Source organism: Acinetobacter sp. BZX-2 (genome assembly GCF_055179795.1).
This window is the reverse complement of the sequence record NZ_CM143686.1, coordinates 2,185,106-2,206,905: the sequence shown is the minus strand read 5'-3', so window position 1 is coordinate 2,206,905 and position 21,800 is coordinate 2,185,106. Positions and strand designations below refer to the sequence as shown.

General features: G+C 37.1%; 24 protein-coding genes. 18 read left to right on the top strand and 6 right to left on the bottom strand.

Annotated elements, in window-relative coordinates; genetic code table 11:
- The first annotated feature begins 62 nt into the window (after positions 1 to 62).
- The 17 genes from ACY45D_RS10435 (at position 63) to ACY45D_RS10355 (ending at position 12,665) form a co-directional block, all read left to right on the top strand.
- Complete coding sequence (locus tag ACY45D_RS10435) at positions 63 to 1,043, top strand: DNA polymerase III subunit delta' (protein WP_463106689.1); 981 nt, start codon at positions 63 to 65, stop codon at positions 1,041 to 1,043.
- Positions 1,044 to 1,069: 26 nt separating this feature from the next.
- The gene (locus ACY45D_RS10430) at positions 1,070 to 1,414 is read left to right on the top strand and encodes a PilZ domain-containing protein (RefSeq protein WP_463106688.1); all 345 of its coding nucleotides are present in this window, start codon (positions 1,070 to 1,072) and stop codon (positions 1,412 to 1,414) included.
- Positions 1,415 to 1,454: 40 nt separating this feature from the next.
- Positions 1,455 to 2,228, top strand: coding sequence for a TatD family hydrolase (locus tag ACY45D_RS10425; RefSeq protein WP_463106687.1), 774 nt, complete (start codon positions 1,455 to 1,457; stop codon positions 2,226 to 2,228).
- An 88-nt stretch (positions 2,229 to 2,316) separates the two neighbouring features.
- Positions 2,317 to 2,931: a TetR/AcrR family transcriptional regulator gene (locus tag ACY45D_RS10420; RefSeq protein ID WP_089604952.1), complete on the top strand. Its 615-nt coding sequence runs from the start codon at positions 2,317 to 2,319 to the stop codon at positions 2,929 to 2,931.
- A gap of 5 nt (positions 2,932 to 2,936) precedes the next feature.
- The gene (locus tag ACY45D_RS10415; RefSeq protein WP_463106686.1) at positions 2,937 to 3,503 is read left to right on the top strand and encodes a prepilin-type N-terminal cleavage/methylation domain-containing protein; all 567 of its coding nucleotides are present in this window, start codon (positions 2,937 to 2,939) and stop codon (positions 3,501 to 3,503) included.
- Positions 3,490 to 3,879 (top strand): type II secretion system minor pseudopilin GspI, encoded by a 390-nt coding sequence (gene gspI / locus ACY45D_RS10410; protein WP_463106685.1) that lies wholly within the window; start codon positions 3,490 to 3,492, stop codon positions 3,877 to 3,879. Before ACY45D_RS10415 ends, gspI begins: the two co-directional genes overlap by 14 nt.
- An 8-nt stretch (positions 3,880 to 3,887) precedes the next feature.
- On the top strand, positions 3,888 to 4,520 hold the full coding sequence (gspJ, locus tag ACY45D_RS10405; protein WP_463106684.1) for a type II secretion system minor pseudopilin GspJ: 633 nt from the start codon (positions 3,888 to 3,890) through the stop codon (positions 4,518 to 4,520).
- Positions 4,521 to 4,593: 73 nt separating this feature from the next.
- Positions 4,594 to 5,559: a type II secretion system minor pseudopilin GspK gene (gene gspK, locus ACY45D_RS10400; protein ID WP_463106683.1), complete on the top strand. Its 966-nt coding sequence runs from the start codon at positions 4,594 to 4,596 to the stop codon at positions 5,557 to 5,559.
- Positions 5,560 to 5,767: 208 nt separating this feature from the next.
- The gene (locus ACY45D_RS10395; protein ID WP_463106682.1) at positions 5,768 to 6,364 is read left to right on the top strand and encodes a 6-pyruvoyl trahydropterin synthase family protein; all 597 of its coding nucleotides are present in this window, start codon (positions 5,768 to 5,770) and stop codon (positions 6,362 to 6,364) included.
- Between the two features lie 59 nt (positions 6,365 to 6,423).
- Entirely contained in the window at positions 6,424 to 7,137 is a 714-nt protein-coding gene (gene ung, locus ACY45D_RS10390) for a uracil-DNA glycosylase (RefSeq protein ID WP_463106681.1), read from the top strand.
- A complete protein-coding gene (locus ACY45D_RS10385; RefSeq protein WP_463106680.1) occupies positions 7,134 to 8,255 on the top strand; it encodes an enoyl-CoA hydratase/isomerase family protein in 1,122 nt (373 codons plus the stop codon). The genes ung and ACY45D_RS10385 overlap by 4 nt, the downstream gene beginning before the upstream one ends.
- 6 nt (positions 8,256 to 8,261) lie before the next feature.
- The gene (tadA, locus tag ACY45D_RS10380) at positions 8,262 to 8,780 is read left to right on the top strand and encodes a tRNA adenosine(34) deaminase TadA (protein WP_463106679.1); all 519 of its coding nucleotides are present in this window, start codon (positions 8,262 to 8,264) and stop codon (positions 8,778 to 8,780) included.
- A gap of 104 nt (positions 8,781 to 8,884) precedes the next feature.
- Positions 8,885 to 9,319 carry an SRPBCC family protein gene (locus tag ACY45D_RS10375; RefSeq protein ID WP_463106678.1) on the top strand — a complete coding sequence of 145 codons (435 nt, stop codon included), beginning with the start codon at positions 8,885 to 8,887 and terminating at the stop codon, positions 9,317 to 9,319.
- Between the two features lie 11 nt (positions 9,320 to 9,330).
- Positions 9,331 to 10,020: a (d)CMP kinase gene (cmk, locus tag ACY45D_RS10370; protein WP_463106677.1), complete on the top strand. Its 690-nt coding sequence runs from the start codon at positions 9,331 to 9,333 to the stop codon at positions 10,018 to 10,020.
- 117 nt (positions 10,021 to 10,137) lie between these two features.
- A complete protein-coding gene (rpsA, locus tag ACY45D_RS10365; protein ID WP_463106676.1) occupies positions 10,138 to 11,814 on the top strand; it encodes a 30S ribosomal protein S1 in 1,677 nt (558 codons plus the stop codon).
- A 159-nt stretch (positions 11,815 to 11,973) separates the two neighbouring features.
- Positions 11,974 to 12,276: an integration host factor subunit beta gene (locus ACY45D_RS10360; protein ID WP_004720793.1), complete on the top strand. Its 303-nt coding sequence runs from the start codon at positions 11,974 to 11,976 to the stop codon at positions 12,274 to 12,276.
- A 23-nt stretch (positions 12,277 to 12,299) separates the two neighbouring features.
- A complete protein-coding gene (locus ACY45D_RS10355) occupies positions 12,300 to 12,665 on the top strand; it encodes a lipopolysaccharide assembly protein LapA domain-containing protein (RefSeq protein WP_120382533.1) in 366 nt (121 codons plus the stop codon).
- 112 nt (positions 12,666 to 12,777) lie between these two features.
- Here ACY45D_RS10355 and ACY45D_RS10350 read toward each other — a convergent pair whose 3' ends face one another.
- The 4 genes from ACY45D_RS10350 to ACY45D_RS10335 form a co-directional block, all read right to left on the bottom strand.
- Positions 12,778 to 13,836: a fimbrial protein gene (locus ACY45D_RS10350; RefSeq protein ID WP_463106675.1), complete on the bottom strand. Its 1,059-nt coding sequence runs from the start codon at positions 13,834 to 13,836 to the stop codon at positions 12,778 to 12,780.
- 18 nt (positions 13,837 to 13,854) lie between these two features.
- On the bottom strand, positions 13,855 to 16,356 hold the full coding sequence (locus ACY45D_RS10345) for a fimbria/pilus outer membrane usher protein (protein WP_463106674.1): 2,502 nt from the start codon (positions 16,354 to 16,356) through the stop codon (positions 13,855 to 13,857).
- 34 nt (positions 16,357 to 16,390) lie between these two features.
- Positions 16,391 to 17,095: a fimbrial biogenesis chaperone gene (locus tag ACY45D_RS10340; RefSeq protein WP_463106673.1), complete on the bottom strand. Its 705-nt coding sequence runs from the start codon at positions 17,093 to 17,095 to the stop codon at positions 16,391 to 16,393.
- A gap of 70 nt (positions 17,096 to 17,165) precedes the next feature.
- A complete protein-coding gene (locus ACY45D_RS10335; RefSeq protein WP_463106672.1) occupies positions 17,166 to 17,699 on the bottom strand; it encodes a fimbrial protein in 534 nt (177 codons plus the stop codon).
- A 771-nt stretch (positions 17,700 to 18,470) separates the two neighbouring features.
- Between ACY45D_RS10335 and pyrF the strand changes: the two genes are divergently transcribed.
- Positions 18,471 to 19,151 (top strand): orotidine-5'-phosphate decarboxylase, encoded by a 681-nt coding sequence (pyrF, locus tag ACY45D_RS10330; protein WP_463106671.1) that lies wholly within the window; start codon positions 18,471 to 18,473, stop codon positions 19,149 to 19,151.
- A gap of 159 nt (positions 19,152 to 19,310) precedes the next feature.
- On the opposite strand, the gene ACY45D_RS10325 is transcribed toward pyrF, so the two are convergent.
- Together ACY45D_RS10325 and ACY45D_RS10320 are read right to left on the bottom strand one after the other, a co-directional pair.
- A complete protein-coding gene (locus ACY45D_RS10325; protein WP_463106670.1) occupies positions 19,311 to 20,219 on the bottom strand; it encodes a LysO family transporter in 909 nt (302 codons plus the stop codon).
- A 44-nt stretch (positions 20,220 to 20,263) separates the two neighbouring features.
- Entirely contained in the window at positions 20,264 to 21,787 is a 1,524-nt protein-coding gene (locus tag ACY45D_RS10320) for a flavin-containing monooxygenase (protein ID WP_463106669.1), read from the bottom strand.
- Between the last annotated feature and the right edge of the window lie 13 nt (positions 21,788 to 21,800).

Sequence of the window (21,800 nt, the reverse complement as noted above, 5' to 3'; positions counted from 1 at the left end):
GTAAATGAATGTATTTACATTCATCGTGGTTTTAAATAATGATTTTGGTAGGTTAATGATCAATGGATGCTACGCACTCTCAAGTTTATCCATGGCAACAGCCTGTTTGGGAAACGCTTACAGGGCGGTTCCCTCAATTGGGACATGGCTTATTGTTCTATGGTAAAAAAGGGTGTGGTAAACATGCCTTTGCGCAGCATTTTTTGTCTTGGGTGCTGTGTTTAAATAAAACAGCTGTAGGTGCTTGTGGTGAGTGTAGTAGTTGTCAATGGTTAAAGTCCGATACTCATCCTAATTATGTCAATATCACCACCGACGAAGATAATAAAAAACAAAATGCCAAAATTAAGATCGAGAAGATCCGAGATTTATTGCCATTTGTACAACAAACTGTAGATGGTTGGCGTGTTATCGTGATTGAGCCAGCAGAAGCTTTGAATATTGCTTCAGCTAACGCACTCTTGAAAACACTCGAAGAACCGGGTGAGCGTGTGCTGATCATCTTATTGGCCGATCATTATCTAAAACTTCCTGCAACGATTCGTAGTCGTTTACAACATTTTGCAATGGATCGTATTCTACCTATTCAATCGGAAGCCTATTTAAAACAGTATCTCCCAGTTGAAATGCATGCAAAAATTCCATTACTGCTGAATTTGTCAAATCATATGCCTTTACAGGCTTTGTCACTTGCTCAGTTAGATTGGTTGAATCGCCGTGCGGAATTTTTGCAGGATTGGCAAAGACTGGTTGTACAAAAGAGCATGCCACTACAGTTTGCAAGCAAATGGAATAAAGAATTAAACTTTTCTGATTTTCTACAGATGTTTGAATACTTGTTGTCGGATATAATTTGTGTCAAGCTGAATCAAGCAGTTAAAAATGATGATATAGATCTAAGTCACATTGCCGAGCAATATACCTTGCAAAATTTATTTTTAATTTATGAGGATTTGCAAAAATCCAAGTTAAAAGTAGAGCAAAATGTACAAACAAATCTAATTATTGATCAATTATCAATTCAGTTAATGAATGTGTCATAGCATTTGAATATTAAAGGGAAATAATGATGCAACCACCACGTATGAACGGTTTAATTCAGGTGAATATTAATGATCGTGCGACATTACAAGCCAGTTATATGCCTTATATTCAGGGTGGCGGATTATTTGTTCCCTCTAAACAAGCAGTAAAAATGGGTGATGAAGTGTTTGTTTTGGCAGGATTACCAGAACAATCACAAAAAGTACCTTTAACTGGAAAAGTGATTTGGATTTCTCAAAAGCAAAATGGGATTAAACCACAGGGCTTTGCAATTCAATTATCAGGTGAAAAAGGCACATATTACAAAATGGAAGCAGAAAAAATGCTTGCAGGAAGTATGTCTTTAGACCGTCCAAACTTTACCATGTAAGACGTTTTAGTATTATTTGTAAAACTATTTAGGAAAGATTGTGTTTGTTGATACGCATTGCCATCTCACGATGTTGGATCTAAGCCCTTATGATGGAAATCTTGATGCAGCATTGCAACAAGCGCGTGAGGGTGGTGTATCTAAATTTATGGGAATTTCTGTAGATTTGGATGATCACATTGCACTTGCTGAAATTGCAGCACGACATACAGATGTTGGTTATAGTGTGGGTGTGCATCCTTGTGAAGATCCAGCTGTAATGCAACGAGCAACAGTTGAAAAACTAGTTGAATTGGCGCAAGCAGACAAAGCTTGGGCATTGGGTGAAACGGGCCTAGATTATTTTCACAGTACAGAATTTATCGCTGAACAAAAACAATGTTTCGCACGCCATATTCATGCTTCGCAAATTGTAAAAAAACCTGTGGTTGTGCATACACGTTCGGCCAAGCATGATACTGTAGATTTAATTCGAGCTGAGCAATCCACACATGGAATTTTGCATTGTTTCACCGAAGACTGGGAAACTGCAAAAGCAGTATTGGATTGTGGCTATTACATTTCTTTTTCAGGGATTGTCTCGTTTAAAAATGCTCAAGACCTAAGAGATGTGGCAAAACAAGTGCCATTGGATCGAGTGTTGATTGAAACGGATAGTCCTTATTTAGCGCCTATGCCGTACCGAGGTAAAACCAATGAGCCTAAGTATGTTCCTTATGTCGCTAAAGCGTTAAGTGATGTATATGGTAAATCACTAGAGGAAATGGCTTTTATTACCACACAAAATTTTGAAAATCTGCTTAAACAAAACTAATGAAGCGTCTGCGGACACTTCATAATAGGCTTGCGTTGTAGGCAAATGATTAACGGATAGAATAAAGAAGAGAGTTTATCGGGTGAAGATGGATCGACAGGCTCAATTTAGAGCAAGAGAAGCGTTAATTTTTCAGGTAGCTGAACAATTGCTTTTAGAAAATGGTGAAGCGGGGATGACACTAGATGCGCTCGCTGCTGAACTTGATCTCGCAAAAGGAACGCTTTATAAACATTTTCAAAGTAAAGATGAATTATACATGTTGTTGATTATTCGTAATGAACGCATGTTATTGGAAATGATTAAAGACACTGAAAAAGCATTTCCAGAACATTTGGCTTTTTTTATGTTGCATCACTTACATCATCCTGAAAGAGCGGTATTGTTCCATCAAATAGAGGAACGTTTGTCTACGACTGGGCAGGGTATCTATCATTTATTTAGTGAACTCTATCAAATACGTAAACAGCGTCTGCGTCTTATTATTCGAATGACTGAAAGTTATTTAGAATCGATTCAAAGTTTGATGAGTGTGCGTGATTATTTGGCATCGATTTGGTCAATCACGCATGGTGCTGCGGCTATTCTTAATTCAAGTTTTTATCAACGCTATTTAGGTTGTCGTGATACATTGCGTGTTGCACTGATTGACCAAGCTTTGGCGATCCCCAAACATCCGCAATCTTCTGAGCAGGTTGCATAATTTATATGAAGTCTTTGCCGTCATCTCATGCAGTTCGAGGTTTTACCTTAATCGAGGTGATGGTTGTTATTGTGATTATCAGCATTATTGCATCGCTGATTGTGCTCAATATCGATGGTTTGGATCAACGTAAAGCAATGCAAGCACGTGAAATGTTGTTGCTTGATTTAAAACAAATTAATCGTGAATCCAGTGATCAGTCTCGTATTTATGCTTTAGATTTTCAAAATGCAACAGATGTGACTGCGGCACAATACGGTATTGTTGAGTATCTTCCTACGCGTTCAGATGCACGATCTTCAATTCAAGTGGTTGAAAATAAACCTTGGAAAGAAGTAACGGATTTTCAAAAAAGAACGTTGCCTGATCATGTTTCATTTGTTATTGAAACTGAAGATCATCAGTTTGAAAATGCCAGTAATACTGATTTGTTGGGAAATAATGCACCTAAATTAATTTGGTTTGGCAATGGTGAAGCCAAACCTGTCACCATTCAGATGTATTATGATCAAAATCCTGTGGGTGATGTAATACGTGTTGATTATTTGGGTAAAGTAGATGAAGAAAAATAAAGGCTTTACCTTGATTGAAGTGGTGGTTGCTTTAGCAATCTTTGCAGTTGCAGCAATGGCACTAACCAAAGTAGCGATGCAATATACACAATCCACAGCCAATTCAATTTTACGTACCAAAGCACAGTTTGTTGCACAGAATGAAATTTCTCAAATGATCATTAATAAAGAATGGTTAACAGGAACATCCTCTAAACAGATTACTGCACAAGGCGAAACGTGGCAGGTGGATAAAACAGCGGAAGCGACCATTAGCCCAGATGTGCAAAAAATAGATGTGCAAGTCAGTCTTTTTAATAATGATACGGGTAAAGTCGAAGCGGGCATCACCAATATGGTGTTTTTTAATTATCCTATTAAAGAAAAACAATCGTGAAAGTACAGATGCAAAATAACAAAAAATCTTCATATTTACCTAAAAGATCAGGTTTTACTTTAATCGAGCTATTGGTAGCGATTGCGATTTTTGCGGTACTTTCTACATTGGGCTGGAAAATTTTTGATTATTTGATCAAAGTCAAAGACCGCAATGCAATGCATGAAGAAAATTTAGGTCAATTGCAAAGTGCTTATCAACAAATTCAGCGAGATACACTGCAAATGATCCCTGTTACAGCAAACAATGCTGGCACTATGGAACCTGCATTGTACTTAGATCGTCAGCGCTTATCGTTTAGTAAAGCTGGTGTCACTGACCCGCTTAAGCAAGGTGTATCACCTTACGAACGTGTCGAATATAGTTATAATCAACAAGAAAAAAAATTATATCGTTTAAAATATTCAAATCTTAATCGAGTGCGCTCAGAGCAACCCTTGTCGAGTGTATTATTGACTGATGTAGAGCAGTTTCAAATCGATGTATTAAATCCAAATGAATTAGAGCGTTGGCCAAGTGAGAATGCAAATGATATCAATCAACTACCTGCTGGATTAAAAATTAAAGTTATGATTCGAGATGTGGAATATGAATGGATCTTTAATCTGTTAAATACTGATTTTTTAAATAAAAGTTCTTAAATATAAGCATGTTCAAAACATTGGGTCACTTAGCAATGCAGGCTAAGGTATTTAAACCGTTAGGTAAATCGCTATGCAAATAAAGCAGCAAAAAGGAATTGCATTAATCACCATACTGGTGATGGTGGCATTGGCAACTATTATTGCTGCAACGATTGCAAAAAGACAAAATTATACCAATGAAAGTACAGCATTTTTAAAACGCCAAAGTCAGGCAGTATTTTATGCAAAAAGTGCTGAGTCCTTTTTTGCAGAGCTCTTGGCACAGGACAGTCAAAACAGTAAAGAAGCAGATTATTTACAAGAAACATGGGCAAAGCCGATGCCTGCATTTCCAGTTGAAGATGGTTATGTGACTGGAGAATTAACTGATGAGTCTGGTAAGTTTAATTTAAATAGTTTGTTAAATGCTGAAAATAAGCCTAATCCTGTGGCTCAAGCTTATTTCTCTAAACTGTTGGTTCGAGTGGGGCTGCCTGCAGATTTGTATCAATCAGTGATTGATTGGCAAGATCCTGATGAAGAGACTATCGGTGCAATGGGTGCTGAAAGTAATTATTATCAAGGTTTAACAAAGCCATATTTGGCTGCAAATCGTAAGTTTGCCAATGTTGAAGAATTAAAACAGGTAAGAGGTTTCGAAGGAAAGAATTTTGATTTAATTGAGCAATATGTTTCCGCACTGCCTGATATTACAACAAAAATTAATGTGAATACTGCACCTGCAATGGTTCTGACAGCCATGGATGAAAGCTTAGATCTAAATGCTGTTAAAACAGCGTTGGAAGCGAGGCAAACAAAGCTAGAGTATTTTGCAAACGTGAGTGAGCTATTAAAAATGCCACCATTTGACGGCTTAAAAGATAAAGAGTCGGAAATATTGAAAAGCCCTGAACAGATTTTTGCTGTTAAATCCAATTATTTCAAAGCACATATCGACGTTTTATTAAGTAACAGAAAGCGTCAATTTAGTAGTGATTTGATGCGAAATGATAAAGGGCAAGTGTTTATTTATGCACGCAGTTTAGCGCCATTTTAGACAAGATATTTAAAACAAATCAAAAACTTGATAAATGTTGGTGGAAGGTTGGTTGTATAGGGAATAATAAATCATTAACGTGAATGATGTATTTTTCTTGGACTTAATACCTTTTGCCTATTGCATTGAACGGTAAATTTAATGCTCAGCATGTGACTTTTGCTTTATAATCGAGATTCTAAACAGTTTTGTTTGTAAAATTTGGCACATGTTAATTCGTAAGTTATTCAAGTTTGAAAATGCACATATTGTGCGTAATTGCACCTCGGATCGTTGCAAACGGTCTATACATGGGCACAGCTATAAAGTTGAGTTATTGCTAAAAGCTTCGAAACTTGATCATGGTCAAATGGTCTATGACTTTGGTTTGCTGAAAGGTGTAATCAAAGAAATTTTTGACAGTTTTGATCATGCAATCTGTTTTTGGCAAGACGATAACGCAGAATATATCCAAGCCTGTAAAACTTTTAGCGCACGTTGGGTTGCTTTACCTGTTTCCCCATCAGCAGAGCAATTTTCAAGAGTGTTTTTCTTTCTTGCTCAAGAAGTTTTAAAATCAACCATTACCCAAAACGGGGAAGGTGATGTAGAAGTGTACTCAGTCATTGTGCATGAAACAGATACAGGTTATGCGCAGAGCTTTCAAGAAGATATTGAAAATGCGCAAATGGGCTTGTTGAGTTTGGATCAAATCGTATTTTCAGAACAAGTTCAAGCTGAATGGACTGATCCTGAAATGTATGAAAAATTAAAGCAAGGAATTCAATTCCAAAATCCTGAAGTGGATTTACAAGTTAAAGTTTAATGAATGGTTTTAGAGAGAAACTATTTTACGCATTGATAAAAGATTTAGGATGAAGATAAATGCAATTGACTGAAATCGAACAAACAAAATTAAATCAAGTTCGATTAGATCAAAGTTGGAAAGAGGGGTTGGCAAACTTTTTACTCAGTTCGCAAATGGATGAGTTAAAAGCTTTTTTGATTGCAGAAAAGAATGCCAATAAGCTGATATATCCACCAAGCTCGCTTATTTTCAATGCTTTTGACATCACACCTTTGTACAATGTCAAAGTTGTGATTTTGGGGCAAGATCCGTATCATGGCCCAGATCAAGCGCATGGATTGAGTTTTTCTGTACAGAAAGGATTGGCTCTACCTCCATCTTTGCGTAATATTTTTCACGAATTGAACACGGATTTGGCTGTACCTGTGTCTAAACATGGTGATTTAACCAAATGGGCACAACAAGGCGTACTTTTATTAAATAGTGTACTGACCGTTGAGGCAGGACAGCCGACATCACATCAAAAGCGAGGTTGGGAAAATTTTACCGATCAAGTGATAGATGTATTGAACGAACGCAGAGAGCATATCGTATTTATCCTTTGGGGTGCTTATGCTCAGAAAAAGGGACAGCGTATCGATCAAACGAAACACCTTGTATTAAAAGCTGCTCACCCATCTCCATTGGCAGCAAATCGTGGTGGTTTTTTTGGTTGTAAAGCTTTTTCTAAAACAAATAATTACCTGAAACAACATGGCATTGAGCCAATCGACTGGCAGCTGGACGCATGACAAATTCTCCCGAAACAAATGATTATCACCCAGATCTGATTATTGAAGAAGCAGCACAAGGATGGCGGATTATTCGTTTAAACCGCCCAAAATCTCTGCACGCACTTGACGAGTCAATTGTTGCAGCGCTCTTGAAGTTGTTTGAAGATTTTCACCATGATGATGCTGTGAAAGCGATTTGGTTAGATTCAACAACACCAAAAGCTTTTTGTGCAGGTGGTGATGTTCGTAAGCTTCGTCAATTGGTCATCAATAATGAGGTTGAAGCTGCCAATCGCTTTTTTGAAACAGAATACGCACTTGATTTGTTATTACATAACTATGCTAAGCCGATTGTGGTGTGGGGTGAAGGTTATGTGATGGGTGGTGGGCTTGGTTTGTTTATGGCAGCGCCATTCCGTTTAGTGACACCGTACTCTCGCTTAGCAATGCCTGAAGTGAATATTGGTTTATACCCAGATGTTGGCGCGACACGCTTCTTAGCAGATCGTGGTCAAATTGGTTTATTTACTGGCTTAACGGGTTCAATCATGACTGCAGCAGGTGGTTATGGAATTGGTTGGGCGACGCATATTTGTGATACGCAACGTGATGTGGTGTTGCAAAAACTTGTTGATATCGATTGGGATCATTATCCAGCAGGAGACTTCCGTGCGATCGATGATACTTTAAATAGTTTGCACCGTCCTGTTTCTCCTGGACCGTTACAAAACTCATTGGATGTGATTCATAGTGTTTGCCGTGGTGTAAATTTCCAACAGGACTATGAAGCAATCATTGGTTTGAGTGATGCGCGTAGTGATTGGTTACGTCAAGCCAGTGAAAACTTGCAAAAAGGTTCTCCAAGTACAGCAGCAATCACATGGTTGTTATGGCAATGGGGGCGTCAAGTACATGCTTGGGCGGAAGTCTATGAGTTAGAAAAGCAAATTTCTGACTGGAAAATACGCCATCCTGATTTTGTTGAAGGTGTCCGTGCTCGTTTGGTCGATAAAGACTTATCTCCTGAATGGGAGCAAGTGGAATCAATGACATTGGCGGGAATCCTTGCCAAAAATCCACCTGTCACTACGATTGAGAGTTGGAATGCATTATTACGTCAATATGGCGTAATTTAAGCGGTTATGTCTGAAGAAATTCAACAACACATCATTGATGAACAATGGATGCAGCAAGCTTTCGAGCAAGCTGCATTCGCTGCTTCTATAGGTGAGATTCCTGTCGGTGCGGTGATCGTGAGTCAAGGTCAAATCATTGGCCGAGGATATAATCATCCAATATCTCAACATGATCCAACAGCACATGCTGAAATTCAGGCGTTGCGAGATGCATGCCAAACTATTCAAAACTATCGTCTTCCTGAAGATGCGACACTCTATGTAACCTTAGAGCCTTGTACGATGTGTGTAGGTGCATTAATTCATTCACGTGTTCAGCGTGTAGTTTTTGGTGCGACTGAACCTAAGGCGGGTTCACTGGTGAGTAGCCGGCAGTTGTTGGAATCAGGATACTATAATCATGTTTTTAAATTTGACGGTGGATGCTTACATGAGCAATGCTCATTGCAGCTTTCAGACTTTTTTAAAATGCGCCGTGAGCAAAAAAGACAACTAAAATTACAACAAAAGTCATTAAATGAGTGATAGAAATAATTTAGAATGATGCTGATTTTTAGTGACAATAATCATTGTCAAAACTATTTTTTTAAATATGTCATTCAAAAGCAAATAGAGCAAAGGCGAATAAAATGAACTCAATTCAAGTGAAACAAGCGTTTGATGCACCTGTAGCGCAAGTGTTCGAATTACTTTCAAAACACTCAACTTATAATATTGCATTTGCACCTGTACAAGTTGTACGTGTAAAGGACTCAGCAGACCCTGAGCGTCCTGATGGTTTGGGTTCAATTCGCCGAATGGGTTTTGGTCCGATTAAACCTGTTCAAGAGCAGATTACATTGCTTGATGTAAATAAGCGTATTGAATACAAATTGATCAATAATCCGCTGATTAAACATCATATTGGTATGATTGAGTTTAGTGAAATTTCTCCAAATAAAACATTGGTTAACTATACGATTGAATTACAAGCACGTCCACCATTTGTAAGTAAATTAATACTTGCACAGCTCAAACTTGCGATTACACTTGGTTTTAAGAAACTCGCAAAATCTTTTGTTTAATTGGGAATACAATGACAATTCAAATTATCACGATCGACGGTCCTAGTGGTTCGGGCAAGGGGACACTTGCTGCCAAACTTGCAGCGCACTATCAATTTCATTTACTTGATTCAGGTGCGTTATATCGATTGCTCGGATTGTCATTACATCAAAAAGGTTTTTTGGATGCTTTGGATGATGAAGATACACTTCAACAAAGCGTTACAATTACAACAAATTTAGATATTGTCTTTAAAAGCTCAGAATCTGGCACTCAAATCTTGCTTGATGGTGAAGATGTGACTCAAACAATTCGTACAGAACGAGTGGGTGAGTTTGCCTCAAAAGTTGCTGCAATTCCTGCACTTAGAGCGGCTTTGGTCGATCGTCAATACGCATTTGCACAAGCGCCGGGCTTGGTTGCAGATGGTCGAGATATGGCAACAGCTATTTTCCCACAAGCTCAAGTGAAGATTTATTTGACAGCTTCTGCTGAGTCCCGTGCTGAGCGTCGAGTAAAACAGTTGCAGGCTATGGGGCTGGATGTTAAAATAAGCGACATTTTAGCAAATATACAAGCTCGAGATAAGCGAGATATGGAGCGCACAGTCGCTCCACTCAAGCCAGCAACTGATGCGTATATCATTGATAGTTCAAATTTGGATATTGATGAAGTATTTCAGTTAATGACTGATTATGTCGACTCGAAATTAGCTAACTAACGAATATTTAACCAAATATTAACAGAAGCATAACTTGATCAGTTTATATGGATTATGTGGATGTTTAACTAAACCGGCCTTGTCTGATCCAAGACCGCTGACTTTACTAGGTATATCATGACCGAATCTTTTGCAGCCCTCTTTGAAGAAAGCGAATTAAACCTCAACGTTGAAAAGGGTGCAGTCATCCAAGGTATCGTTGTTAGTATCGATTCTGACTGGGTAACTGTAGATACTGGCCTTAAATCTGAAGGCGTTGTATCACGTGCTGAATTCTTAAACGAACAACGTGAACTTGAAGTTCAAGTTGGCGATACTGTTGATGTTGTTGTTGAAGCGCTTGACAACGGTATGGGTCAAACAGTTTTATCACGTGAAAAAGCGAAACGTGCTGAAACTTGGACTAAGCTTGAAAAAATCTTTGAAGACGGCGAAATCGTTACTGGTGTTATTTCTGGTAAGGTTAAAGGCGGTTTCACTGTTGACATCGGTCCAGTTCGTGCATTCTTACCAGGTTCATTGGTAGATACTCGTCCTATCCGTGACACGACTCACCTTGAAGGTAAAGAGTTAGAGTTCAAAGTAATCAAACTTGATGCTAAACGTAACAACGTTGTTGTATCTCGTCGTGCTGTTATGGAAGCTGAATCTTCAGCTGACCGTGAAGCATTACTTTCTCAACTTGAAGAAGGTCAAACAGTTACAGGTACGATTAAGAACCTTACTGATTACGGCGCATTCGTTGACCTTGGCGGTATTGATGGTCTTCTACATATCACAGATATGGCTTGGAAACGCATCAAACACCCTTCAGAAGTTGTTGAAGTGGGTCAAGAAGTTACTGTTAAAGTACTTAAATTTGACAAAGAACGTAACCGTGTATCTCTAGGTCTTAAGCAATTAGGCGAAGATCCTTGGTTAGCGATCATGAACCGTTACCCTAAAGGTTCTATCGTTAAAGCGCGTGTAACGAACTTAACTGACTACGGTTGTTTTGCTGAAATCGCTGAAGGCGTTGAAGGCTTAGTACACGTTTCAGAAATGGATCACACTAATAAAAACATCCACCCATCTAAAGTTGTTCAGATCGGTGACGAAGTTGATGTTATGGTTCTTGAAGTTGATGAAGAGCGTCGTCGTATTTCTCTTGGTATCAAACAAACTCGTGCGAACCCATGGGAAGAATTCTCTAAGTCACACGACAAAGGTGAAAAAGTTTCTGGTACGATCAAGTCAATCACTGACTTCGGTATCTTCATCGGTTTACCAGGCGGTATCGATGGTCTAGTTCACTTGTCTGATATTTCTTGGAACGAACAAGGCGAAGATGCGATTCGTCGTTACAAGAAAGGTGACACAGTTGAAGCAGTTATCTTATCTGTAGATGCTGAAGGTAACCGTATCAGCCTTGGTATCAAGCAATTGAACAACGATCCGTTCAATGACTTCTTAGCTGCTAACGAACGCGGTGCGTTGGTTAAAGGTACAGTAACTGCAGTTGACGCTAAAGGCGCTACTGTTAAGTTAGCTGACGAAGTTGAAGCTTCTTTGAAAGCATCTGAAATCAACCGTGATCGCGTTGAAGATGCAACTAAATTCTTAGAAGTTGGCCAAGAAGTTGAAGCTAAAATCATCAATGTAGATCGTAAATCACGTTCTATCAACTTGTCGATTAAAGCGAAAGACGAAGCTGAAGAGAAAGAAGCAGTTGCTAACTTGAAAACAACTGCAAATGGTCAAGAAAATGGTCCTAAGACGATTGGTGACTTGATCAAAGCGCAAATGAACCACTAAGTTATTGTTAAGAAGTATTATTTAATGTAATTAATTAATATTTTTTATTCAATTACTGTAAAAGGTAGCGTAGTATATGATTACTGCGCTACCTTTTTGTATTTAAAAAGGATATTATCTAGTGTATGTCAATTAGCATTAAAATTAATGAGGTCATAAATGACAACTGAAGCACTTAATAAGTCTGACTTAATAGAAAGAATTGCTCTTAAGAATCCACATTTAGCAGAGCCTTTAGTGGAAGAAGCTGTTAAGATCATGATTGACCAGATGATAGCATCATTATCTTCGGATGATCGAATTGAAATCCGTGGGTTTGGTAGCTTTGCATTACATCACCGTGAACCACGTGTCGGTCGTAACCCGAAAACAGGTAAATCAGTAGAAGTTGCAGCAAAAGCTGTGCCACACTTTAAACCTGGTAAGGCGCTACGTGACGCAGTAAACGAATCTGCCAACTAATAAAAAATTCGAATGGGGTAATTATGCGTTTTATCTTAGGGCTACTATTGGTAGCGGTGTTTGTTTATTCATTAGCATTGGTGTTGATCAATGGTACTGAATTACCTGTAGACTTATGGTTTACTCAAGTTCCTGCTATGCGCTTAGGTTTGTTGCTTTTGCTGACCTTGGCGATTGGTATTGTTCTAGGATTGCTGATTGGTGTTCAAGTTTTCCGTGTTTTTCAAACTAACTGGGAAATTCGACGCTTACGTAAAGATATTGATCATTTGCGTAAAGAGCAAATTCAGACTGCACAATTGGCAGCAGCAGAAGCCGCTGCAAGTGTGCGTCATGAAAAGACGGTATTAGATATACACGCTCAAGATAAAAACTCTAATCCTCTTTAATCGCTGTGCTAACAAAAAACTCCTTATTGGTCAAAATAAGGAGTTTTTGTTTTTATACAGCTGAAAAATAGATACTTTTTTATTCAGAGTGCTTTATAAATAAAATCATAAATTAGTCATAAACAATATTGAGATAAGCTTGTGCACGAACAGTTCCAGGTGTGACGTTATTGTTGGTTCTGACGTAATTGGCTTTAATAATGTGCTGAATAATTGTAGATGTATTCATATTTCCAAAAGTCCATTTATTTGTTGTTTCGGACTGGTTCGGATCTAAACTAATAATATTATTACTCTTATCACGTAGGCGTATTCCCACGCCTGTAGCATAACCTGTACCAGTTTGATTTTGTAAAACATTGCTTGCATTGGCTTGATTGAGTGTATCAGTCATATAAGCTTTTATTTCACGACCACCACCATTATTTAAGTTGGCACAATTAATACTCAACGTTGCAGTATTATTACTCAGTGAAGTTTCACTTCCAGGTAAACCTAATTGACGAATGCTTACATCAGGGAGGTTGATCGTATAATCGGTAGGACTAAGCGTGCAAGTGGTTTCAGAGATATTTACAGTTGCATTCAAGTAAACTGGAATAGGATTACCTGCTTGAGCGCCACCACTGACTCTTTTTAAACTAATCGTGGCTATTCTTAAATTATTTAGATTGATTGAAGTTGGATATGACGTCATTGCTGCTGTTTTTGGTAAAACATAAAGAGTGACTCTTAGCTTTACGCCATGTGAATCACCAGCATAGGAGTAAATAGCAGTTTCTGTTGTACCAATGATTGTTAAAGGCTTGTCTGCAGGTGCATCACCCATTTCAACTTTTATGCCAAGTGCTGGATAAGCATTCAATCGGTAAATATCTGAATTAAAAGGTGTAACATTATTACCTAAAAGAGTACCAAAAACAGTTCGATTGATCCCTACGGTACAAGGAGAATAGACATTAAAAATCGTCGAATCCGCAGTTGCTACGCCTCGTGAAGATGTATTGGATAAAATAGAGTTGGTTTCATATTTATTGATATTGGTGGTCGTCACAGCCATTGTTGGCATTGTATAGCCATTTGTAAAATTACCTCCTACACTACAATTTGCAAATGCAGAATAACTCGCAGGTAGGGTAAGTAAGGCAAATAAAAATTTATATTTCAACATTCTGCCGCTCCAATGATTTTATTTGCATACTGCGCTAAAACTAGCAAAAGGAATTTGATTTTGACTTTGTTTTAGCATTTCCTCTGAAATGTTAAATTGGCAAGCATTTGAATTATTCCAGTTTATGCTATAGGTTTCTGCATTAAGGCTAGAAATAAAAATTTGTTGCCCTTGTCCAACGGTAGCAATTACATGATTTGATGCATTTAGCACTTGAGCACCCATTGGAATGACTGAATCATTATGTATGAGCTCAATTAATGCTTTATTGCTTTTCAGTGCTTTAAAATCGACTAAAATACTGGCATTGGATTTTGGTATGACCTGTAGTTCTGTCGCATTCACTTCTGTATTTAAAGGAATCGTATTTGGGTTTAAGGCAATACTATTGTATTGATATGGATTTAAGTAAGGTAAAATCGCATTTCCCCAACGATCAACTTTGATATTGTTACCACTTAATAAACTAATACCTTCCAGCCCTTTTGCATGAATAATGGCATAAGTATCATTTAGATCATTGCTTAAAGTAATACCATGGCGGTGAGCCACGATCGCCCCTTGCGCCTGAACAGAGTATTGGCGTTGTTGATCAAAATCTGTGGTATACGTCGATGCCAAATAGACAGGGCTGGTTTTATAACTTAATGAGCCACTCAATAAGTCGGTGTCTTTGCTATTGGAATAATTTATATTGTAGCCGAGCTGTTGATTTTCGCCCAAACTACCAAATAATCCAATTTGATTGGTATTGAGTGCATTATTATCTGGGTAGAGTTCACTGCTTAATCGAAGATTACTATTTTGCTTTTTAAATGAAAGTGGAATGTTTACATTTAAAAAGTATTGAGTATCTTTGTCGGATTTATATTGGTCATTTTCGATACGTTGTAAGCCGAAGTAATAACTGATGCCTTTATAGTTATTGCTATAGCTAAGCTGTAATGATTTTTGTTCATTCTCTGTATGCCAGAATTTATATTGCGAGTAATTGACTGATAATGCGCCATAAGTTTGACCCAAGTTTTGTGTCAATTGGATATAATTTGAAGTTTTTGGGCGACCATTCAGTGCAATTGAGAATGCATTATTATGTGTATAACGACTTTGCATGACCTCATCAAATGAATAATATTGATCATTGTTATAATATGAACTATTTAAACTAATATTGGTTTTTGCTGCATTTAGTGCAAGGTTGTAGCGCATATTAATAAGAAAGCTATCCAAATTTTGATTGGATTCATTAAAATCAGCTTTTACATAATTTCCTTCAAGTGCAAAACCACCGATCTGAGTATTTAAGGCTGTGCCTAAAATAAACGATTGATAATGTTTGCTGATAAGTCCCGCGCTGCTCAGTGACATAAAGTTATTTAAACCATAATCAAAAGATGCATTGATTAGCTGTTCATCATAAGCTTTATCGTTTTGGCGAAAACTTCCTAAAGCAAGCTGGTACCTGAATTGATTGGCACGGATGGTTTGTATATAGCTGTTATAGGGTAAGTCAAAGCTATGAATTTCACCATTGGCTTCGATCACATCCACACTTAATGTCCCGCCTGTCCCCGGTGTTTGTAGATCTGTAATATTAAATGCACCAGCAGGTACTGTGCGTTCTAGGATAATCTGTTGATTTTGACGAACGCGAACGAGGGCATTGCCTTTAGCATAGCCAGTAATATTGGGTGCATAACTTTGTAGAGAGACTGGCAACATGCGGTCATCACTCGCAATTTGCACACCACGAACAGCAAAACTTGAATTACTGTTGATTGTTTTAGTATTGGTATAAAAATCACCAAGTGTCAGTTGTGATTTGATACTGGGTAAAACACGCAAGAGTTTATTTTCATAGCTTACATATTGTTCAGTATTATTTTCATTGCTAAAACTGGTACTGCCTGAGTGGCGGAATTGCCATTCACCTAAGTTAATTCCAGCATTAAGATTTAAAAAACTAGAGTCTTGTTGATTATCCTGACCATAATCAGAATTGTAATAGTTGTAGTAATATTTTAAAAAACCGCTATTGCCGCCATTTTCCCATAATGATGGATCGATGTAGCCTAAAGGTCTTTCATTGAGCATATTTTGAGGGCTGGTAATGTTGACGCGTTGTTCTGCAATATTAAGCTTCCAAAAAACCACATGATTCATTAGACGAGTGTCGATACAGTCAGATGTGACTTTATCTAAATCAATCAATTTGGTATTAAAATCTAACTGCTTGACCGTATTTCTAGGAATACAATAACGCTGCTTTTGAGGGTCGTTAGGATCATCCGTAATATGTACAACAGAACGCGTGATATAGCGATCGTTTAAATAAAGATCGAGAATATAATCATTGGGAGCAACTTTATCGCTCGAAATTAATTTTTCGACATCGATATTTTTACTGTTTTGGCCGTATAAGAAACTATTATCAAATTGAGGAGATTGCGCAACAACATTTTGATGACAAAGATATAAGCTTAGCGCTAAAGCACTATATCTAAGTTTTAAATGTTTCAAAAAACGATCTCCAATTGCGTAGTATTAAAAGGTATTAAAAAGTCTTTTCTATAGTAAATAGTGAACCATAATCATTGATAAAAGAAAGCTGTATCGATTTAGCATTCTCTAAATGATCAAGATTAATTTGCTGTTTTGCAAAAGGTTCTATATAAGTCAGTGATGTAATTTCATGCGTATTACTATTTTTTAAAACCAAATTAGATTTACCAAAATTTATGTAGTATGGCGTCGGATTATTGATTTCTAAGCGATCACCTGTACGCTGTACTTGAACCTTTTCAAAAGCTTGTTGCTGTTCGATTTTAAGACCCGTTGGGCGATAAAAAAGTTTTAAGCGGCTACGAATTGCGAATTGTAAATAATTCACATCGGCTTCAGGTTTAGCAGGTATATCAAGAACATTCAACCAAAATAAACTTTCTCTATCTGTCGCAAGTTTTTCTTTTTGATTGAAAATAACACGTAAGGATTGCCCTTTATTGGCATCGATTGTGGTAATAGGGGGAGTGACAATAAATGGAGCTTTGGTGGTTGTTGGATCTGCTGTGGAATCTTTGGTATCTACCCAAGACTGAACTAAGGCAACTTTGTCACCGACATTGCTTAACTGTACCGATACAAATTCTTTATCACTTGGATAAATCACACGTGTACCTGTAATCACGACACCTGCTTGAACAGTGGAGAATAAGCTAGAGAGTATCAACAATGATGAAGTGATGAGTCTTTTGTTCATTTCAAATCCTTGTAGAAAGCATAAGTCTGCTATTTAGCAGACTTATGCATGTTTTGAAAGTACAATTTTATTATGGATAAACAACATAATAAGTTACAGCTGTATTTACATCACCTTTTGTTGCAGCAGCAGGTGCGAAATAACGAGCAAAGAAATCAATATTTGCACTACCATTTGCAGTTGCAACATTTGTTGTTAAAAGGTTTTGACCAGTACGATCTTTAGTTAGATCAATCGCAGTTTTTGCAGAATTTAATAATTGAACTTCTACATTCGAACCAGTAGGGGTTGCAATCGTATTTTTTAAATGACCTGTTGCAGTAATATTTGCATGTGTATTGTCATAATATACGCCAACATTGCCAATAGGGCAGTTGGTTAAATTAATCGTAAATTTAGTATCACCAGCTGTTGCATTCGCAGGTAATGTTGATGCAAGAACTGTTGGTAAAGCAACAGTATAATTGCCTGATGCACCACCAACATTACAAGTTTGATCTACAACCTTTCCTGTAATTGTAACAGTTCCATCAGCCGCGGCGAAAACAGTAGAAGATGCTAAACCTAAGCTGATTACCGCTAAGCCTAATTGAAATTTTTTCATGGAGATTCTCTCAAAAATAATTGAACAGTTCCTTGATTCACATATTTCTAACAAGGAATATTTCTGTTTAAAGCTAAACATTTCATGCCTAATATAAGTTTTTTCTGACGAATGGCAATAAATATTGTGATAAAAATCACTTTTTTTGTAAATAAGCTAGTTTATATCCTAAGTTAATTGTGCTAATGTCGAATTGTAAGAAAAAATAATCTAGTAATTACAAACATATAGTTATAATTTTTAATATATTTTATGTGATTATACATTTTAAAATATATTTCCAAGGGAATGACAAAAAGTGTCACCTTTTGCCAATTTAATCACGGAATAATTTAAAATTGAATATTATTTAAAATATACTTAACTGTTATTTAAGGTATTTTAAATAAAATCATTGCTGATTTAGAAGAAAATAGAAGGGCAATATATTGAAAATAATTTCTAGCTTATAATTTATTCATCTCATCATGTTTCAAAATGAAATGAGTTTAAATAGATTAAACGTTCATTGGCCTTATTATATATTACAAAAATATTTAGAGTAATTATTCTAAGTAATGAAGTGTAAACCTGAGCAAAAGATAATACCTTGTTTCAAGATTGAGCCTGAATAGTCAGAATTTTAAATCTACAAAAATAGATCATATTCACTTGAATTTTATTGTTAATCTAAATTTAGCGATAAAATGCTTGAAACTTCTGTAGAAACCTTTGTACCCGCCTTGAAAAACTTTATAATGTGCCATCTTTTTGTGTGATGGAAGTAGACTCTTGAGTATCATTGTTGCCTTGGATGCTAAAAGCCAATATGACGCATTAGCAATTGCGGATCAACTTGACCCATCACTCTGCCGTGTAAAAGTCGGCAAAGAACTGTTTACGCATGAAGGTCCTACTGTTGTTAAAGCCTTACATGACAAAGGTTTTGAAGTTTTTCTCGATTTAAAATTTCATGATATTCCAAACACGACGGCTCAAGCGGTATGTGCTGCGGCAGACTTGGGTGTATGGATGGTGAATGTACATGCATCAGGTGGCCGTAAAATGATGGAAACCTGCGCTGAACGTTTAAAAGCTGGAAATTATAAGACACAACTCATTGCAGTGACCGTTTTAACCTCAATGGGGCGTGAAGATTTACGTGATTTAGGTTTAGATGTAGAACCTTTTGAACAGGTAAAGCGTTTGGCAAAATTGACCCAAGACAGTGGTTTAGATGGTGTCGTATGTTCTGCACAAGAAGCAAAAATGCTACGTCAAGATTTAGGTCAAGATTTTGCTTTAGTGACTCCTGGTATTCGTCCTGAGGGCGCTAATGCCGATGATCAAAAGCGTATTGTGACACCTAAACAAGCTATGCTTGATGGTTCTACACATTTGGTGATTGGTCGTCCAATTACGCAATCTGCACATCCAAGTCAAATGTTGAAAGATATTTTAGCAAGCTTATAATTTATATATATTTATTTTTGAATAGATAATTTTATTTAAAATGAAAAATAGGGTAATTTACCCTATTTTTTTGTCACTCATTTTTTGATTAAGTTACGTTTTAGATTTTAAGCTTAACTATTTTAAAGCTTAAAAATCAAAAAATGACGAAAAAGCGTCCTATAATGCAGCTAAAATACTGACGGCAATAGGAGCGAGTACTGAAAGTACAAAACCGCTGACCATTGCATGTGGAATAAACTCATTACCACAGGCTTGTTTAACCATCGGTAAGGTGACATCCATCGCTGTTGCACCTGCCGAAGAAATGGCTGAGCGAGGGTAGCGCCAACCGATTAAATACATAAATACAATCGCAAAAATTTCTCTAAATAAATCATTCATTAAAGCAATGCTGCCTAATTGGGCATTCTTCAATTCTGTAACGACAATACCTGTCATAGAGTAGAAACCATAGCCTTGTGACAGCATAATCAAGTCTTTAAGACTGATGCTATGAATAAAAAAAGAAACCAAGATTGCACCAAGCACTGAACCAATAATACAGGCGATAGGTACAAGTAAAATTTTCCAATTGAGCCATGAACGATCAAGTGGTGAATAAGCCAGATCCAGACCAATCAAGAACATAAAAATCAGTAATAAATTCCAAGTACTGATATGTAAAGTATAGTGAAATAAGTTAAATAACTCAGCAAGCCCGTAACCTGCTGCAAGTGCTAGAAATGCATAACTAATATTCAATAAAGATTTCGTGAGTAATGCTACAGAAACCTTACCTTGAGACGGTTGGTAACCTATGCCTCTAAATAGCAGGTAACAACATAAAAATGCGCCAATAGAAGTCGCAATTGAAATGATGATGGCATTGCTTAGGATGATAGACGGGTTAGCAAGGCTATGAATGGTTTGAGAAAACTCAATCGCAATTGCAATTAACAGAATATAGGTGAAATAAGGCAGGATTTTAAAAGCAATTTTTTCTAGCCATTGCGGCAAACGTCTCGCCAACATGAAACCAATAAATAAGCAGAACAACAGTTGAAAAATCAGCCAGAGAGATTGCATAAAAATATGTAGATATGAAAATACCTACATATTATAGACAAAGTTTATGCTACGCGGGATGTTTTATGCTGGATTTGTTGATTGCCAAGTAATTGAAAATCGGCAGGATTAACTTTACGTGTCTTTAACCAATATTTCCAAGTATAGGTTGGCCAAAGCGCAAAGTTTTTGCCTCCATCTTGCTGGTACCAACTCACGCAGCCCGATTGCCAAACTGTTCCTTCTAGCATGTGTTGCACATGCGCATTGTATTGGTCTTGAACTTCAGGTTTGACAGCAATGGCTTGAGTTGAGGTTTTATTGACCATTTGCATAAGTTGTAAAATGTAATTCACTTGTGATTCAATCATAAAAATTACAGAGTTATGCCCTAAAACTGTATTTGGCCCAAGTAATTGAAATAAATTTGGGAAACCTTTGGTGCTGATGCCTAAATAACTTTCAGCACCATCTTTCCACGCTTCTTTAAGTTCAAGTCCATTTTCACCATAACATTCAAATGATTTTAGGTAGATACGTGGGTCGGTGATAAAGCCTGTACCGTAGATGAGGCAGTCGATAGCGCGTTCTTCACCATTTTTAAAGATAATACTATTTTCAGTCAATTCTTGAATTGCATCAGTAAGCAATTCAACATTTTTACGATTAAAAGTAGGGTAGTATTTATTTGAAATCAAAATACGTTTACAGCCCATGACGTAGTCCGGAGTAAGTTTTTGCGCGATATTTTTATCTTTCACTTGGAATTTAATAAATGCTTCTGCGAGTTTTTGACCATATTTCATGATTTGCGGTTGTACGATTGGGACAACTCGTGACTCATTTGACCAATAAAGGCGGGCACGATGTATTTTTCTAAACCAATCAAAACGATTAAATAATTTCTTATCAAAAGTATTATAACTACGTTCATCACGTGGAATGACCCAAGCAGCAGTTCGCTGTAATACATAAAGATTTTTTACTTTATCTGCAATTTCAGGGATGTACTGAATTGCACTGCCACCCGTGCCGATAGAAGCCACATTTTTATCTTTTAAATTATATTGATGGTTCCATTGTGAGGAGTGAAAAACTTCACCTTTGAATTTTTCAATGCCTTTGATTTTAGGAATTTGTGGGACATGCAATGGACCAGAGGCAAAAATAACAAATTGAGCATTGATTTGTTGCCCATTTTTTAAGGTCAAATGCCAAATTAAATCATCTTCATCATAGCGTGCAGTGACGACTTCTTGATTAAACTGAATATATTGCTTTAAGCGGTATTCTTGGATTAAATCTTGAATATAATCAAAAATTTCAGGCGCTTCAGCATAGCGTTTTGACCAATCTAGTTTTGGCGCAAAAGAAAGAGAGTACATGTGAGATTGCACATCACAAGCTGCACCTGGGTATTGATTTTCACGCCAAGTTCCACCGACATCGTTGGCTTTTTCTAAAATAATAAAATCATGGATATTGGCTTGGATTAAACGTATAGCTGTGGCTAATCCCCCAAAACCTGATCCTATAATTGCGACTTGAGTGCTTTGAATCTGTGCAGTTGTTGTTTGCGTTGTGCCCATTGTTATAAACTCA